This window comes from Paenibacillus shirakamiensis (assembly GCF_017874255.1).
In the GTDB taxonomy this organism is placed as follows: domain Bacteria; phylum Bacillota; class Bacilli; order Paenibacillales; family Paenibacillaceae; genus Fontibacillus; species Fontibacillus shirakamiensis.
Genome location: NZ_JAGGLD010000001.1, coordinates 961,186 through 977,846, shown reverse-complemented (window position 1 = coordinate 977,846; position 16,661 = coordinate 961,186). Strand labels below are relative to the sequence as shown.

Genomic DNA, 16,661 nt, shown 5'->3' with positions numbered 1-16,661 from the left:
CGAGTCCTAAGATTAGTTATATACTTTAACAGACAAGTCGGAGAGGATCTGGCGTAAGCTTTGGACAAGTTGACTGCGGTGTTCATCGTCTCGACCCACCACCGACACATACAGCCTTCCCTTCGCCATGCCTCGTCTGTTCTGTATTCCACTGTTCTGTACTCCACCAGCTATACGGCGACGAGCCTGAATCTCGTTCACCATTACCGTATTGGATGAAAGAGGAACAACTCCATACCCGTCAGCGACCGTCAGTAGAAGATTGTGTCTGCGCAAAGCCTGCATCAGTTTACTGAACTCGAATCCTTCTGGAAGACCAAGAGAGAGAAATGTTAGCCAACCGTGCTTTTCCCAGCATTTATCAAGATAAGCATTAATCAGACCCATAGACTTGCGGGCGTTAATCTCCACTATGGAGATGACGCTTCCGTCCTCTAGAATCATGGAGTCAAAGCATACGAAGCCGTGGTAGCCGTCTTCTGCCAGAATGCTTAGCGCTTTATCTATCACGATAAAATAACCAGCATTCTCAAGTAGACGGATAAAGGCCACGTCCGCTTTGATAGATCCGCCGTAATTTTGCTGATGGTTAATCATCCGCTGAACAGAGATATATTCCTTCTCTCCCTCCTCATGGATGAACCAGTGAGAACTGAAATCTATCTTTTTCATCAGAAGGGGCTCCAGCAAAAATTGGGATCGTAGTCCCTTTTTCTCCTGTTTATGCAGATGATCCGCTATCCTTCGCTGCATGGGTTCACTATCAATGAGAAGATTACCTTTACCCGACACACCAAAAGGATCTTTCAGCAGATAAGGTCCACGCTTCAAAAAGGTATTCCCAGCGGTCTCTATATCCACAGCGCTGTTTGCTTCTATGCCGCCGTATGTCTCACCGATTCTTGCCAAGAGTCGGTTGGAATATATCTTTGAATTCACGTGTATAACCGTGTCAAGACTTGGCAAAGGATGAAATGGCCCTTTGGCATGCATGTAAGCTTCAGTATCCGCGGTAATGGCGTAAGGAGACAGAATTTTTGAATCAGAAGTAGTTCCCACTCCATCCGATGATTCTTTTATTCTTTCATCATCTAATGGATGTACAGCATCTAATGGACGAAAAGATGAATTGGCGAACTCTGACCTGAGTAATCCCCCAGAATAAGTAGAAGCTGCCGCCATTCTCACTTTGTGTGAATGATTAAGAAGTTTATCTTGATCGACCGCAAGTCTGAACATACACTGTTTGAAAACGTCCGGTTCAGGAAGAGGCTCCTGCTCATCGAGCAAATCAAAGTGATACCAAGACTGAAAAGAAAAGCCGAGCCCATTCAAATACTCGTGCAACCCCGGATCCATTTTGCAGCGGCTGTACAGAACATCGTCTGGCCCGCAGAATGGAAAGAGCAGCTCGTCCATGCAGAGGACTATGGCTTCACGGTTTCTATCGGGCATAGCCGGCATCTGAGCTAGTTGGGGATCTCTCCAACGTGTCTCGGGATCGAAGGTACCCATAATGATTTTCGGTATATTACCGAATTCAAGGTTTGACATCTTCGTATAACGGCTGTTCATGTGAATGGCAGCTTTTTAGAAAAGTAATAAAAGCGTCGATCGAATGAAGATGTTCGTAATCGAACAGGTCATAGTCAATATCCACTTGTAACTGATCTTCGACTTTAAGCATGAATTGAATCATTTGCAGAGAATCGAGACCTATATCATTGTTCAGATCCGTATGGGGAGACAGCGATTGGCGGAGTTCCGGTTGGTCATCTTTGATAGCACATAAAATGTCTATAATTTTATCGTACATGACTACACTCCTTTAAAGGGTTGATGTATAAGGACATCTACAATCCTTACGTTTTCATTTTCCAATCCAAAACGTGTTTCGTTGTCTCCTCTCCTTTAGTTAAATCTATTATCCTATTCCTGTTAAAAACTGTCAAAGATTAATGGTATTAATTAACATATATACGAGCATCCGAAGGGGAGAAAGATACTAATTTTCATCAATTTAGAATAGTTGATCCTATTAAAAAAGAGCTACCAATTGGTAGCTCTTTTTCTTCTAATTAAATAAATTAAGTTCCTTTAACTAAATAAATTAAGTTCCTTATTCATGCCTACATCCTCGGCATTAGCTTAGCCGTGCATAATTTCAGGATGGGGTTGGTTCCCTACTTCTTTGCTTTTTCTTCCTCTACGCAGAAGCAGTCCAAGTACCGCACCGCCCAACGCAACAAAAATCATAATGTGGAAGGTATCATCAAAACCTTGGGCAAGCACCGTTTGCTTAGCAAGCTTGAGTGTATCTGGTGAAGCTTGCGTCGCTTGTGTTCCTGCGAGTTTCGCCTTCATTTCAGCTCCGCGCGTTGCCGCTTTGGAAGTTAAAATCGTAACCAACGTAGACACGGCTAGAGAATTGATTACTTGCTGCATGGAGTTAGTCAGCGAAGTCACCCGATTGACCAGATGGCTTGGGGCTTTGTTCAGCAAGTGGGTATTCATTGGCATAACCATGAGTCCCATCCCTACACCACACATAATTAAGGGCAATATTAAATCACGACTTTGAGTTGTCAAATCGACGTGAGAATATTGCAACAAAGCTCCTGAGACGAGACTGAGTCCGCAGACAACCAACCATCGCACTCCGATTTTATCGAACAATATTCCTGCAATCGGCATGATAATTCCTGCGGCAATCGCTTGAGGAAGCAAAGTTAACCCCGTATCAAAAGCGCCGAAACCGCGAGCCTGTTGCAAAAACTGCGGGAGTAAGAAGAGCGCCCCATACAGACCAAACTGAGAAATCCACTGCACGATTATCCCAGCACTAAAATCTATAGACTTTAGAATACGAAGTTCCAGTAGAGGCGTCTTGGATCGAAGCTCAGCGATGACAAAAGCTATTAGGGCTACCAAACCGAGTGATATGCCGAGAACCGCTTTATTGGAAGACCAACTCTCTGCTCCTTGGCTAACGCCGTAGGTCAACGAAGCAAAAGCTAGCGGTCCTAGAACCATACCTAACTTATCCATACCGGGTACTTGACTCCGCTCCGAATTGGGAAGTTTTCGTAGTCCAATCAGTATACAGATGATGCCAATAGGAATGTTAATTAGGAAGATCCAACGCCACGAATGATACTGGACCAACCAGCCAGATAATACAGGACCAATAGCAGGAGCGAACAACACTGGAATGCCCATGATGCCCATGACGATACCTACTTTGCTTTTAGGAGCAAGCCTGTAGACATAGGCCATCCCTACCGGAACTACACAACCTCCACCTATTCCTTGCAGCACCCGAAATGCAATTAGCCATGGTGCACTGCTAGGGGTGGCGCACAGAATGGAACCAATTGTAAATATAATGACTGCGGTCAAGAAAACGTTTTTAACTCCAAAACGGTCAGATAGCCAGCCCGATAACGGAATTACGGAAGCCTGTGCTAGCATATATCCGGTCACAATCCATTGTAATGTTGGTAAATCCGTGTGAAAATCAACAACCAAGGTGGATAAGGCTACATTCATCGCTGTACTATCCAGCACAACCATAAATACACCTGCAATGATGGCTATTAAAGGAACGAGAATACTGGATAAACGAAAATTAGCATCTGACTTTACTGCTTCTTGCATACTTTATTTCCTCCTATAATAGGCTTCATCGGCAAGTTTGACCGCCGTACAGCTTTTCTATATAATTGCCTTGCGGACAGTTATCCGCATTTCCATATTTAGTATACGGACAATTGTCCGATGAGTCAAATACATAATTCAAGTGACACATCATATTGATTCCTGAAGGGAGATTATTATGAAAGATGTAAAGATAAATTCTGATTCTAATGATATTGAACATCCGCCATTAACCCCCACCAATCATCATGGCGGAACGGAAATAGATACTCAAGACGCCTACGTGCAGCGTATTTTAGAAGCTGGGCGGGATCTTTTTGCCGAAAGCGGACTGGATGCTGTGAGTATGTATGGCATTGCTAAACGTGCAGGTATTGGACAAGGTTCTCTATATAGAAGGTTCCGAGACAAAGGAGAGATTTGTTCAGCCCTCATTCGAGATAGTTCTGAGAGATTTCTGGTCACTATGGAGGAAGAACTGCTGCATCCCATTCTTGGGCCATTAGACCATTTGCGAGACACTATTGTAAATGCGGTGGATTTCATTGAGCAACATGCCGAACTGCTGCATCTGATTAAATCGGAGTTCATTGGCAAAAGACAGCTTACCCAGTTCGAACAACCTTTTTTCCAGCGACTTAATAGGGTAATGACGGAACTGTTGCAACGTGCTGTAGATGCAAAGGAAACTATCGATATGGATCCTCAATTCACTGCCACTGCCTTAATTGCCGTGCTCAGTCCGGACCTTTATCTCTATCAGCAAAAACAATATGGGTTAACTAAAATACAAATTACAGAAGGTATCTTGAGGTTGTTTGTGACGGGACTTAAGCAGGCATAAAATAATGCTGAAATTTGTTGTAATAGTCAACATCTAATGTCTATTACAGCTTAAATTTGGATGGGTTAACGTTGAGATAGAAAAAATCCGCGCTATGCGCGGATTCATCTAGTCGTGCTATGCTCTATGTGCTCTACCTTGCTTTGCTCAATAACTCTGAGATCGTAACGCAGCGGATGCCTCTTTTTTTTAACTCAGGCAATATGATTTTTAGTGCATCAATAGTTTGTTGCCTGTCACATTCCGGTTCTTCACTACTATCATGCATCAATATAATGTCTCCATGTTTCAAATCCTTTAATGCTCGCTCTACAATGTCCGTCACACCTGGCTTGCTGAAGTCTAATGTATTTTTGCCACCTGTCCATAACACAAAAGTATAACCCGCTTCACGCGCAACATGAACGGTCATGGGAATATAACTTTCATATGGAGGTCGAAATAAGGTAGGTCTATATTCGGTAACGTCATATATAATTTTTTCAGCTTGTTCTAATTCTTGTCTTGTGGCTAGTTCATCTAATTGGGAGAGTCTAGGATGGGTAACGGTGTGATTGCCGATTTCGTGGCCTTCCTGAAGGAGTTGCCTCGTTAAGTCCTGATATTGTTCCACATGTGTACCTAATACAAAGAAAGTACCCTTGGCATCATGTTCTCTAAAAAGGTCTAAAATTTGCGTAGTAAATTGCTCATGCGGACCATCATCGAATGTCAAAGCAACCACCTGTTCATCCGTATCCACATGTCGGATAATTGGGATTGTATTCACGTCCATCCTTCCTCCCTCATATTACATCGAAATAAGCCTCAATTATGTAAAACTTTTAATTCATTTACGGCTTTATCCCAAGCCATCTTGAAAGCTTTAGCTGAGGGATAACGGGTGTGTCTATCCGGATTAACGGCCCTAAGCGCCACTTTATATAATGATTCATCACCCATCCAATGTTCAATTCCTCGATCGAGTTCCCCGCCTAACAGACAAAAAGCAAAGGCCCCCATGTTGAAGACAAGGGTTCGTTCATCCAAAATGGCCCCTTTCAGGGACTCCTCGGGTGATTTAAATCGATGAGACCCCCAAAATGGATCGCCTATTTCGTTGACTAGCGGACGTTTTCTAAAGAAATCAATATCGCAAATTTTCAGTATATCCCGGGTAAAATCATATAGAATACTGCCATCATAAAAATCTACACTAACATAACCTTTGTCTTCCACGAGTACATGAAAATCAAAAATCTGTTCTATAGCTTGAAGTTTCTTAAGCATAGGAAGTTGCCTAAATCGATAATAGGATGACTGCGAGTGGCTATATTTATTTACTTTTGAGAATAGCCAATGTGGATGCAGAGACTCCCCTTCAACCCACTCAAATAGTAGACCGAACCCGCTCGCGCATGTAAATGAATCCAGTAATTTAATTAGTGAAGGATGGGCTAAGTCTTGATAGAGCACGACCGATTGTTCTAATGACTCAATGGCATCGGACACAGAACCCTCATACCGAACTGTCTTTGCACCCGCAAATTTCAAGAACAACTTCTTCTGACCTTGTCTGATGCCAAATGACAAATTGCCGGATTCTTGCTGATCGAATACACAAAAGACTTGTCCATACTTATGAATCCACTGGAAATCATCATATTGAAGCAAGTGAAATTTTACATTATCAATACTTAATTCTACTTGGCCTTTGGTCATTTTGTAGCTCCTTACTCTAGACAGACTTCGAGGCTACTACACGATTAGCGTAGTAATGCACATACCAATCTACGAACTTTCCTATGCCTATATCAATACTTGTCTTGGGTCTATACCCAATGAGGTCGACGAGACTGTTAATCTCCGCATAGGTCTCAGGGACATCGCCGTCTTGCATAGGCATATAGTTTTTTTTCGCCTTTTTGCCAAGATGATGTTCAAGCGTAGTGATAAAATCCATAAGTTGAACGGGGTTATTATTCCCAATATTATACACCTTATAAGGTGCCATACTGTTGCCTGGGTCTGAAATACTACTATCCCACAAAGGATTATTATCGGGAGCTAACGGAAGTAATCGAATAATTCCTTCTACGATATCATCAATATAGGTGAAATCGCGCATCATCAGCCCATTGTTGTAAATGTCTATAGATCTGCCTTCCATAATCGCTTTTGCAAAAATAAACAGCGCCATATCCGGTCTTCCCCATGGACCATACACTGTAAAAAATCTTAATCCTGTAGTCGGTATGTTATATAAATGGCTATAAGAGTGGGCCATAAGCTCGTTTGCCTTTTTCGTAGCGGCATATAAGCTTAGAGGATGATCTACATTATCGTTCACTGAAAAAGGAAGGTTGGTGTTAGCTCCATACACAGAGCTCGAAGAGGCATACAGTAGATGAGAGATCGGGTGCTTTCTGCAAGCCTCTAAAATGCTCATGAAGCCCACGATATTCGAATTAATATATTGAAAAGGATTTTCCTTACTATATCGCACCCCGGCCTGTGCAGCTAGGTGAATGACCGAAGTGAACTGCTCTGTACTGAACAAATTTTCTATGCTCTCCCGATCTTCGATATCCATTTGATGAAATGTAAAACTTTCGTAGTGTAACAATTGGTCCAGACGATCATGCTTAAGTTGTACATCATAATAATGATTCACATTGTCCACGCCTACTACCGTGCAACCCGCGCTAAGCAGCCTAAGAGCCACTTGAGAGCCAATAAAACCAGCACAACCTGTAACCAGAATATGTTGATTTTTCATGTTCAGTACTCCCTTTCCAAGACAGGTTCGTCATCGCTATTATGGAGAGAATAACGCACATGTACACTCGGGTGTTCTATCGCTCTGATAATACGCTCATGAAGCAACCCATTGCTGCAGATGAGGCTTGTGCTAGTAAGGTTTTTTAAATTACTGAAATTAGTAATCTTCCCTCCTGCTTCCTCAATAATAGGAATGAAAGCCGCGTAATCCCACAGCGATGTGATAGGTTCACAAGCATAATCTATCGTACCTTCAGCCACCATGACATGGGATAAAAAATCACCGAAGCCTCTTGATCTTTCTGAATTAGAGCAAAGGTCCAATAGGCTTGGCAATACGTCTGCTTCAGCCCAGCTCCATGGACTAGAGAATGAGAACTGGGAATTCCTTAAACTAGCTACTTTCGATACAAAACAGCGTGCAGCTTGTTGATTTGCTCCCTCTGGTCTGCAAGGTGCACTCCATGTGCCTTTTCCTTTGGATGCCCACCACCGTTTGTTCATTGCGGGGGCAGATACGATGCCTAAAATGATATCACCGTCTTCTTCTAAGGCAAGTAAAGTTGCCCACACTTGTTGTCCTCTTAAATATCCGGCTGTACCATCTACAGGATCTATAATCCACCGCCGACCACCTTTTCCTTCGCTAACCCCAAATTCTTCTCCTAAGATATGGTCAAAAGGTCTTTCTTTATTAATCATTGCAGTTAGCTGCTCTTCCACTAGCCTGTCTGCCTTTGTAACGGGCGTCTCATCTTCCTTGGTCTCCGTCTCTAAGTTCTCGGATTGAAAAAAATGAAGTGTTAACGTATCGGCTGCATCCATTAAGGTTAAAGCGAATTCCAGATCATCCGTTATCGTGCTAGGGATCATCTTGACACCTCCATTAATCCTTATTTTTGTTCGCCTGATTCAGGGGATAAATCCAAACCAAATTTAGGATGAAAGCAATGGCCAAGCTGAATGCTGTAACTTGCGCACCCAGACTATTCAGCATCAATCCTCCTAGAGCAAGACCGATAGGAGATCCGGATTGAGCCATTACACGATAGACACTACCCACTCTGCCTCTCAAATCATCGGGTATAATTCGCATTCGATAGGCATACAGCACAGAAAAATAGACGGGCATGATGAAAGAAATGAGGCCCCAGCCGATAACGAGTTGTAGAAATCCATGACTCCAAGACACCACAGTTGCACCCAGTCCCCACAGGATATTAGATAACACCATAATTTTCAAAAGGGAGAAATGCTGTGTAATTCGCTCTGTTAAAAGGGAACCGACGATGGCGCTTAATCCTCCGATTGTGAAGATTAGGCCGGTAAGGGTGGTACTGTTCATGAGCACATGCTTTGAGAAGTAAATAACGACTAAACCCAGCGGCGCTAAAAGAAGACAGTTAATCATATTGGAGAAGGCAGTCTGTCTTAATTGGACATGATTCCACAGGAATTTCATCCCTGTTGCTGCATCCGTAAAGACCACTTTATATCCTAAATTCGTGTTCCGCAGAGCATCTAATCGGGTAGGATCTTGGAGAGACACTCGAATTCGCAAAATCATCATCGCAAAAAACATGTAGGTAATGGCATCGAATCCAAATGTATACCCCGCCCCTAACAATGTACTTCCTGCAATAACTAAGAATAGTCCGCCTAAGGAGGGGCCAAGCAATTCTGTAATCGTGACAAATCCTTCAGTAAGCGAAGCGGCTTTGGGCAGATCACGTTGCGATACAATTTTAGGGAAAGCGGCATTTTCGGAGGCATCAAAGAACACAAAAGCAATGCCCGATATAATGACCACAATGACAATATGCGTTAGTGTAAGTGTATTGAATATACAGCCAATAGCTAACGAAAGTAAGGCAATCGATCGGATGATATTGCTGAATACCATGATTTTTTTTCGGTCTATACGATCGGCTAGAACACCGGCAAATAAACCAAATATAAGATAAGGAATCTGCTGCGCGGCTCCTACAAAACCAGCAATTACTGCAGACTTGTACATTTCTAAGATGAGTATGGGAACTACAAATTCTGTGAGCTGAGTACCAAGATTTGAACTTACTTGTCCTAGCAATAAGGCAACAAAGTTTTTGTTTTGCCAGAGCTGGCTTTTTTCTGCAATCTTCGTTGTGTTTGTTTCTAAATTACTCATATATAGAGTTGCTCTTGTTCTAATTTGGGATTGCGTTCATGAATGATAGCTGCTAATTTAGAAGCAATCTCTGAAGAATTGTCATGTTCCCAAATGTTTCTGCCAATCGCTGCTCCAGCTACGCCTAATTGAATCGCGGTCTCCACATGATCATAGAATTCATCGGTATTCGATTTCGAGCCGCCTGCCATAATGAGCGGAACACTTACCGCATCTAAGCAGCTTTGTATCACTTCTTCGTCATTTGGTAGGTAGATTTTGACCATATCCGCACCTAATTCTTCACCAATTCGGCATGCATGAGCGTAGGCTCCTTCGCCTAATCTTTGCACTTGGCCCGGTATAGCATAGATCGTCATCAGCACCGGTAAATTATATTGATGCGCTCGTTCGGTGATTTCACTAGCCATCTTAGCATTCTCCAAATCACCGTCCGATCCGAACTTAAATTCAGTACATATGGCATCCGCTCCATAACGCAATGCATGTTCGACCGAATTCAGCAATACATGATCAATTCCTCTATCGAATCTGCCCGTGAGTGCTAATATAATTCCTAGATTTTTAGAATCCGTCTCCGCCACGGCATGGATTAGACCGGGTCGTAACATGACCGCATCGGCTCCTGATTGAGCAGCCATAGTTACAATTTTGCTCGGATGGGTTAACCCTTTTACTGGACCTGAAGTAATTGCGTGGTCCAAAGGAATAATTAGTGATCTGCCTGTATGGGGATTCAATATTCTTCTTAAACGGATCCATTGACCTGCAACATTATTAATATTATTCATTGAACCTACTCCTTCTACAGAGATATTTAATAGGATACTTAATCTTGAGACCGCACCATTAACGCAATACAATCAGGGTGCTTGATTAGCGCAGCAGCTTCATTCACTTGGTTCAAAGGGATCGAGTGCGTAAGAATAGAATGCAATTGAATTTTCTTCAAATTCAACAACTTTAAAGCACGTTCAAATGTTCCTCGCCGATAATGATAGCTACCTTTAAAAGTAATATTCTGATAATGAATGAAGTTCGGATCGATCTGAATATTTGTATCTTTCTTTGAACCTCCAAATCCTACTACGGTACCACCAGAGCGTACAAGCCTCAAGGCAAGTGAATAGGTCTCCGGGGTACCCACCTGCTCTATTACTGTATTAGCTCCACCGTCTGTGATCTGATGAATGGTCTCTTCAAAGTCAGCTTCTAAACTGTAAATTGGAATAGCCCCTAACTCTGCAATTCGATCTTGTCGTTCCATATGGTTGAATAGGCAGATGACTTTACCTGCCCCTCTCAGATGTGCAAGCTGAATTTGAATCAGGGCGGTAGGTCCGCACCCGATAATTACAACGGAATCCCCAAATTCGATATTTCCTAAGCGCGTCGCTTCCATAACACAAGCCACAATTTCTGTATATGCTGCTTCTGCGTAAGTTACCTGCTCAGGAATAAGATGAATGGAATGACTAAGCGGTCCACGTATTCGTACATATTCAGACATGCCACCTGGTTCCAAGGTATATTTCGTAGTACAGAGTGCCTCTAGATTATTTCTGCAATTCGCACAATGATTACATGGCGGATGAGGATCGACTGTAATTCTGGCCCCTAAAGGTAATGAAATACCGTCTCCTTTGGCAATGATATCTCCGGCAATTAGAGTTCCAAGGACCGCAGGTGGCTTAAGTTTGGGATGCCCTACGGTAACCGCGCGTCCGAGAGCGGCTCCGAAATTCGCAGCACGAATGCGAACGACTACATCAAGACGATCTTCGATTTGAGGAATAGGAATACGTTTCTCTTCTAGTGGAAGACGGGGTCCATGCCATAGATGCGTTGACATCATGAGTTCTTGAGTCATTACAGGATTCCTCCCTTCACAACATTATTCCAGCCAGTCGTATTGCTCATCTACATGCATAACAAAATTGCGATTTTTGCCTGCCAAAGCCCACAAATAATAGAACTTGTGACCCGCAGCTGCAACGAACGAATGGTATCCCTCATTGACTGACAAAAAGTCTTCATGCTGAATAATTGAAGCTTGCTTGGGCGAAGCAGCTGTCTCATAACTGACTTGGACGGCGAATCCAGTGTCTGGTTCGATTCTAAAGTAAAATATTTCATCATGATTCGATTCATTGGGGAGCTGATCTAGATCGTGTCTGTGAGGTGGATAAGCGGACCAGACTCCTGTTGTACTGAACGTTTCCCCCACAATTAAGGCATCTGTCTTGTGCGAATCGGTTATAATTGTGTGTACTTCTCTTTGCCATGAGGCTTGTCCTCGGTGTTCAATGCGTACCTCATTTGGCATAATTACATACGCTTCTCTCTCCGTGTGGGCATGTGCGGACACGAGTGCAACACTCGTAGTACTGCTATTAGCTTCAATATAAGCTTGACAAGACTTGGGTAGATATACCGAAGTTGTCACGCCGTCGAACACACTCGTTCTTCCTCCCAAATGATCAAACATTTGTTCACTTGACTCTATCTTTACACTGCAGGTACCTGTCAAAATTACAATTACATACTCGGACGGTCCTGTTTCTATCGTGAAATGATGACCTTCCTCCAGGGTTCGAACTTCCACAGCAAGATTGGAACCCAGCTCCAGAGATGATGGTAACGTCTTAGACATGAGACTCACTCCCTCCTCGGTATGGTATCATTGCATTTGATTTATGAGCCGCTTCAATACCTGCATTGACCACAGGCATGAGATTGCTAGTATGTTCTATCAGTTCAAGATGGGACATTTCCGGGAACAGCCCGCCAATAATTAAGGTAGATCTAATCCTATCTCTTACCTGTTCAGGAACATGTTCCTGATGAGCTATATTCGACAAAGGCGCTAAACTTTTTGACCATTCTAAAATATAGCCACTGATCCACAGCCCCCATAACGCTCGGGGAGAGAGTAACTTTAACCACAGATGAATCTGATCTACATCTTGTTGATCTAGAAAAGAATTATATTGTTCCATAAGGTGATCCAGATCGATATCATACTTTGAGGCGAATTCTTTGAGACCTAGTTTACTCCACTCATAAGCTGCTGTGCCCTGCTCATAATATTCAGAGCTGTCCTGCTTTTGCCTGGAATAAAGCGTAATCTCAGCTCGTCTAAAATAAGGTAGATCATCCAATCCACTAAGGCATGTGGATGGTTTTAGGAAATATTGTGGTTCCAAGGTCGAGACAAAACAAGAAGAAGATCGCTTCCCTTGACTATCATTGCCTACGAGACTCTTGTATCTTAAATGTTCTACCAGATTAGGCAGGGTTAATTTAAGTTGAATCTGATAAGCTGCGAAGTATTTTCTCATTACATCATCATCTGCCTCTAGCGGATCCGGCCAATCTTTAACAAAACTTAAGAATCCCTCAATTTGATGACGCGGCATGACTAAAGCCAGACAGGGAGTATATTCGGGCACCGCATCGATCATTCTAGCCCCAGACCAAGTACCCAAGCGCACGACCATTCCATTTCTAGACATCCAATCTGTGTGAAATGCAACCGGAGTATGTGGCGACATACTCACCGCATCACGAACATGGTCCATAAATTGATCTACGAGCAGAACATCGTCTTGGAGTACGATATGATGAGTAGCGTCTGGTTTTATGGATGCCCATGCCTTTATGGAAGTTCTTAATGTAGCTGGACCACTCCACGGGTCGGGATCAATAATGATATCTACAGTCTCATGACTAAGCTGTTCCGCAACTTCTTTTGCAAGCCTTCGCCTCATGGGGTGAGTCATAATAGATATCGATATATTCAATTCTCCCATGTCTTATCAATCTCCTTAGATAGATGATATGAAGATGAACAATTACACTAGAGAAGGGAATACATCTCTGATTTGAACGATTGTTCCTTGAGAACTAGATCTATTAATTGCATCCCCAATAGCCACGGCATAAGCCGCATCCAAAGCGCTACACCGTCTATCATCTGCATTCATGTTGAACAGATGCTCTAGCATTTGTTGGTCCGCTCCAGAGTGCCTACCTGATTCTCGCTGAACTTCAATCATTTCACGACGTCCATCTAAATAATTGAAAGTGATCTGGTAATTAGAAGTAGAATTTTTATCATATTTCACTTCTAAATTTCCTTTCGTTCCACTAATCATCAGATGAAATCCTTCAAATGTGGAATAAGTATGAAGTACATACATAGCCAAAGCACCTTTGGTGTATTGAATGGAAGCTACCCAGGTATCATCTAGCTCAGCATCCTTAGGTATGGTTGTCGAAGGCTTTCCTTCCACATATAAGTCGGGCATATAATAATTTCGGTGAGAGTATCCCGACACGGCGGCCGGTCGATCTTCTATCCACCAATTAATCAAATCAAAGTGGTGACAACTCTTCGTCACTGCAAATCCACCTGAATTCTGCATATATCGATGCCATCTACGATAATAGCTAGCCCCATGTCCGGGCAGGAGATGATATGAGAATTGAACAACGGTAACCTGACCTATCTTTCGCTGATTTAGTAGTGATTTAATGGTCGAATTCAAACTTAAATACCTTAGATTATGCGTCACAATTAATGAGGAAGGAGAGTGATTCAACTCCAAGAGAACTTGATGGGCTTGTGCTGAATGAATCACCATCGGCTTCTCGCAAATCACATGCTTTACTTTGGCTAATGCCAAAAGAATATGTTCATAATGCACATGATCTGGACTTGCAAGAATTACATAATCTAAGGGGACGACTGAAAGCATCTCTTCAAAGGATTCGAACAGCAAGAGATCGCTCATATCGAGATGAGCCTTCGTAAGTTGATCAGGATTCGTATCAGCTACCGCCACAAGTTCGTAACCTTTTGATGTAGCAACCTCACTTTTAAAAAAAGGAAGATACGTACTTAAGGCACGATGCCCTATCCCACAAATCCCTACTCGCTGGTTGTTAAGTGGAATCATAACTTCGGATCTTCTCCTTCACTTTGACTCCTTGTTGTAGCACGGAGTAGACGGTTAAATCTTCATTCATTATAAGTAGATCTGCATTTCTACCTGGTTCAATTCTGCCTACAATATGATCGATACCTATAATTTTGGCTGGTGTTGAAGTCGCCATCTGTACCGCTTCAGCTATAGGAATTCCTGCTTTATGAACACAGAACCGGAATATGTCAGTTAAAAAACTTGTGCTTCCACAGAACGAATTCCCACATACGCTAAGAGCTACACCCTCTTTAACGATGCCTTCTGAGGAACCCATCACAAAATGACTTTCTTGAGGTAGTCCTGTCCCTGCGGAGGCATCCGAGATGAGACACAGCCGATCCTTACCCAGACAACGGTATGCAATCTTTACTAATTCTTCGGGCAAATGAAAGCCATCCGCTATCATTTCTGCTGTCATATTTTCCGAACTTAGGGCAATATCAATAAGTCCGAGGTTGCGCCACGGTCCATGTTTGGTTAGTAGTGTCTGCCCACTCCATAAATGAGTAAAATGGCTCAACCCGATCTGTTTGCTGCGCTCAATAACTTGGGCATTCGCAACACTATGTCCTGCGGAGACAATAATCTGATGTGCATGTAATGTCTGAATCAGAGAGGACATTCCCTCTAACTCAGGAGCTAACGTCACTAACTTGATTGCATGAAAGTAGTCACGGAGGCTCTCGATGAAATCATCTTGTGGGAGTAATAAATCCTTGGCGTCATGAGCACCGCGTTGTTCAAAATTTAAATAGGGTCCTTCAAGATGAATCCCTGCTACCCTGCCTTGGCGATTCAGGTCTGTACCCACTGCTAAGGCCTGTAGCATATTCGGTTTCGTATCCGTCATCACAGTTGGAAGTAAGGTGGTCGAACCCGCTAATGCATGAGCGAGCATGATATCTTCCCAGATCTCCACCGATGAACTGTTGAACGTCTGTCCATGGGCTCCATGCACGTGGATGTCAACAAAACCTGGAAACACATACTTCCCTTGCATATCCCAGGTCTCTACATCGATGTCCAGTTCATCGTCCTCATGAATAGAGTGTATTTTGCCATGGACGATGAGCAGATTAGCGTTATAAGTTATTTTGTCATCGATAAATAAGGTACAGTTTTTTAATAGGAATGAGGATGAACTCATGCGTCCCCAGCAGCCTTTTGATAGACCTTAAGGTAATCCTGTACACAATTATTCAAATGAAAATTATGGACACGGGACAAGCTGTAGACTTTGAGCTGTTCATAAAGTATTTTGTTGCTAGTTAGACGAACAAGAAGCTCGGCCATTTCCTCTGGATTCGTTGGTGAGAAGTATAGGGCAGAGTTATCTGCAAGTTCTCTGTGGGAGGAGATATCCGACAAAATCATCGGTAGTCCATAGGACATGCCTTCAAGAATCGAAATCGGCATGCCTTCGAAATTGCTGGCCGACACAAATATGTCGGAATCACGTAGCAAAGACTGAACAATCGATCTCTTCCACACTGCTCCATACCACTCAATATTCTCATTGATTCCTTCTTGAATAGCATACTGATACAGATCTGCCATAGAGGGTCCATCACCAATGACAATCAATTTCACACGCAATCCTTTTTTTCTAGCAATACTCATAGCTTTAAAAAGAACCATATGATTTTTATGAGGATACAGACTCGCTAGAGATATTAAAGTAATCATTGCATCATCGGATTTGACCTCATTTTGGCCGGCATTGATCTCGACACCATTACGAATGACTGTCACTTTGCCCGAGGGAATATGCACATCTTGCACCGCAAAACTTTTCACGGCTTCGGATACGGCCACGATCTCTGAAGCTTTGGAAGCCCAGAATTGATCTGCTCGGTTAATGAACCAATTGCGCTTGTGGCTGTAGACACTGTGGTAAGTAACGACAACCGTTCTTCCAAGCAATGCAGTTCTAATGAGTGGGTGGATACGACCATCTCCAAAGTGAATATGAACAATTCTATCTTTGGTTAAATTTCTGAGGTTCGTTAATTTTTCTCTTAGTGAGCCTGACAACAAAGACACCTTGACTAGAGGATCGAGTTCCGAAATAAGTGAGTTTCTTTTACCCGTTGACATGACGACCACTTGTGTATCTACACCTTGTTTTACATATGAATTAGCCAAATCAATAACGACCCGTTCCAAGCCACCCACCGTAAAATATCGTAATAATATGGTTACAGGAGGAATCTTCTCAGCCACAATATCACCTCAATGATTTTAT

16 protein-coding genes are annotated in these 16,661 nt (G+C 42.8%); 1 reads left to right on the top strand and 15 read right to left on the bottom strand.

From position 1 onward, the window contains the following. Positions 1-12: 12 nt before the first annotated feature. The 3 genes from J2Z69_RS04725 to J2Z69_RS04715 form a co-directional block, all read right to left on the bottom strand. The gene (locus J2Z69_RS04725; RefSeq protein ID WP_245338948.1) at positions 13-1,515 is read right to left on the bottom strand and encodes a hypothetical protein; all 1,503 of its coding nucleotides are present in this window, start codon (positions 1,513-1,515) and stop codon (positions 13-15) included. 25 nt (positions 1,516-1,540) lie between these two features. Then, complete coding sequence (locus J2Z69_RS04720) at positions 1,541-1,816, bottom strand: acyl carrier protein (RefSeq protein ID WP_209859612.1); 276 nt, start codon at positions 1,814-1,816, stop codon at positions 1,541-1,543. 332 nt (positions 1,817-2,148) lie between these two features. Then, positions 2,149-3,657, bottom strand: coding sequence for a DHA2 family efflux MFS transporter permease subunit (locus J2Z69_RS04715; RefSeq protein WP_209859610.1), 1,509 nt, complete (start codon positions 3,655-3,657; stop codon positions 2,149-2,151). 178 nt (positions 3,658-3,835) lie between these two features. Between J2Z69_RS04715 and J2Z69_RS04710 the strand changes: the two genes are divergently transcribed. Further along, positions 3,836-4,501, top strand: a complete 666-nt coding sequence (locus J2Z69_RS04710) for a TetR/AcrR family transcriptional regulator (protein WP_209859608.1) — start codon at positions 3,836-3,838, stop codon at positions 4,499-4,501. Between the two features lie 133 nt (positions 4,502-4,634). Here J2Z69_RS04710 and J2Z69_RS04705 read toward each other — a convergent pair whose 3' ends face one another. The 12 genes from J2Z69_RS04705 to J2Z69_RS04650 are packed head-to-tail and all read right to left on the bottom strand — an operon-like array spanning position 4,635 to position 16,639. Continuing rightward, positions 4,635-5,270, bottom strand: a complete 636-nt coding sequence (locus J2Z69_RS04705) for a polysaccharide deacetylase family protein (RefSeq protein WP_209859606.1) — start codon at positions 5,268-5,270, stop codon at positions 4,635-4,637. Positions 5,271-5,308: 38 nt separating this feature from the next. After that, a complete protein-coding gene (locus tag J2Z69_RS04700; RefSeq protein ID WP_209859604.1) occupies positions 5,309-6,202 on the bottom strand; it encodes a protein kinase family protein in 894 nt (297 codons plus the stop codon). 16 nt (positions 6,203-6,218) lie between these two features. Continuing rightward, on the bottom strand, positions 6,219-7,259 hold the full coding sequence (locus J2Z69_RS04695) for an NAD-dependent epimerase (RefSeq protein WP_209859602.1): 1,041 nt from the start codon (positions 7,257-7,259) through the stop codon (positions 6,219-6,221). Between the two features lie 2 nt (positions 7,260-7,261). Continuing rightward, a complete protein-coding gene (locus tag J2Z69_RS04690; protein ID WP_209859600.1) occupies positions 7,262-8,134 on the bottom strand; it encodes an inositol monophosphatase family protein in 873 nt (290 codons plus the stop codon). A 13-nt stretch (positions 8,135-8,147) separates the two neighbouring features. Next, on the bottom strand, positions 8,148-9,428 hold the full coding sequence (locus J2Z69_RS04685) for an MFS transporter (RefSeq protein WP_209859598.1): 1,281 nt from the start codon (positions 9,426-9,428) through the stop codon (positions 8,148-8,150). Then, positions 9,425-10,219 (bottom strand): class I fructose-bisphosphate aldolase, encoded by a 795-nt coding sequence (locus J2Z69_RS04680; protein WP_209859596.1) that lies wholly within the window; start codon positions 10,217-10,219, stop codon positions 9,425-9,427. Before J2Z69_RS04680 ends, J2Z69_RS04685 begins: the two co-directional genes overlap by 4 nt. A 38-nt stretch (positions 10,220-10,257) precedes the next feature. After that, positions 10,258-11,298, bottom strand: a complete 1,041-nt coding sequence (locus tag J2Z69_RS04675; protein WP_209859594.1) for a zinc-dependent alcohol dehydrogenase — start codon at positions 11,296-11,298, stop codon at positions 10,258-10,260. Positions 11,299-11,322: 24 nt separating this feature from the next. After that, the gene (iolB, locus tag J2Z69_RS04670; protein WP_209859592.1) at positions 11,323-12,081 is read right to left on the bottom strand and encodes a 5-deoxy-glucuronate isomerase; all 759 of its coding nucleotides are present in this window, start codon (positions 12,079-12,081) and stop codon (positions 11,323-11,325) included. Beyond that, positions 12,074-13,240 (bottom strand): hypothetical protein, encoded by a 1,167-nt coding sequence (locus J2Z69_RS04665; RefSeq protein WP_209859590.1) that lies wholly within the window; start codon positions 13,238-13,240, stop codon positions 12,074-12,076. The genes iolB and J2Z69_RS04665 overlap by 8 nt, the downstream gene beginning before the upstream one ends. Before the next feature lie 42 nt (positions 13,241-13,282). Further along, on the bottom strand, positions 13,283-14,389 hold the full coding sequence (locus J2Z69_RS04660) for a Gfo/Idh/MocA family protein (RefSeq protein ID WP_209859588.1): 1,107 nt from the start codon (positions 14,387-14,389) through the stop codon (positions 13,283-13,285). Then, the gene (gene nagA, locus J2Z69_RS04655; RefSeq protein ID WP_209859586.1) at positions 14,376-15,563 is read right to left on the bottom strand and encodes an N-acetylglucosamine-6-phosphate deacetylase; all 1,188 of its coding nucleotides are present in this window, start codon (positions 15,561-15,563) and stop codon (positions 14,376-14,378) included. The genes J2Z69_RS04660 and nagA overlap by 14 nt, the downstream gene beginning before the upstream one ends. Next, the gene (locus tag J2Z69_RS04650) at positions 15,560-16,639 is read right to left on the bottom strand and encodes a glycosyltransferase family 4 protein (protein ID WP_209859584.1); all 1,080 of its coding nucleotides are present in this window, start codon (positions 16,637-16,639) and stop codon (positions 15,560-15,562) included. Before J2Z69_RS04650 ends, nagA begins: the two co-directional genes overlap by 4 nt. Positions 16,640-16,661: the final 22 nt, after the last annotated feature.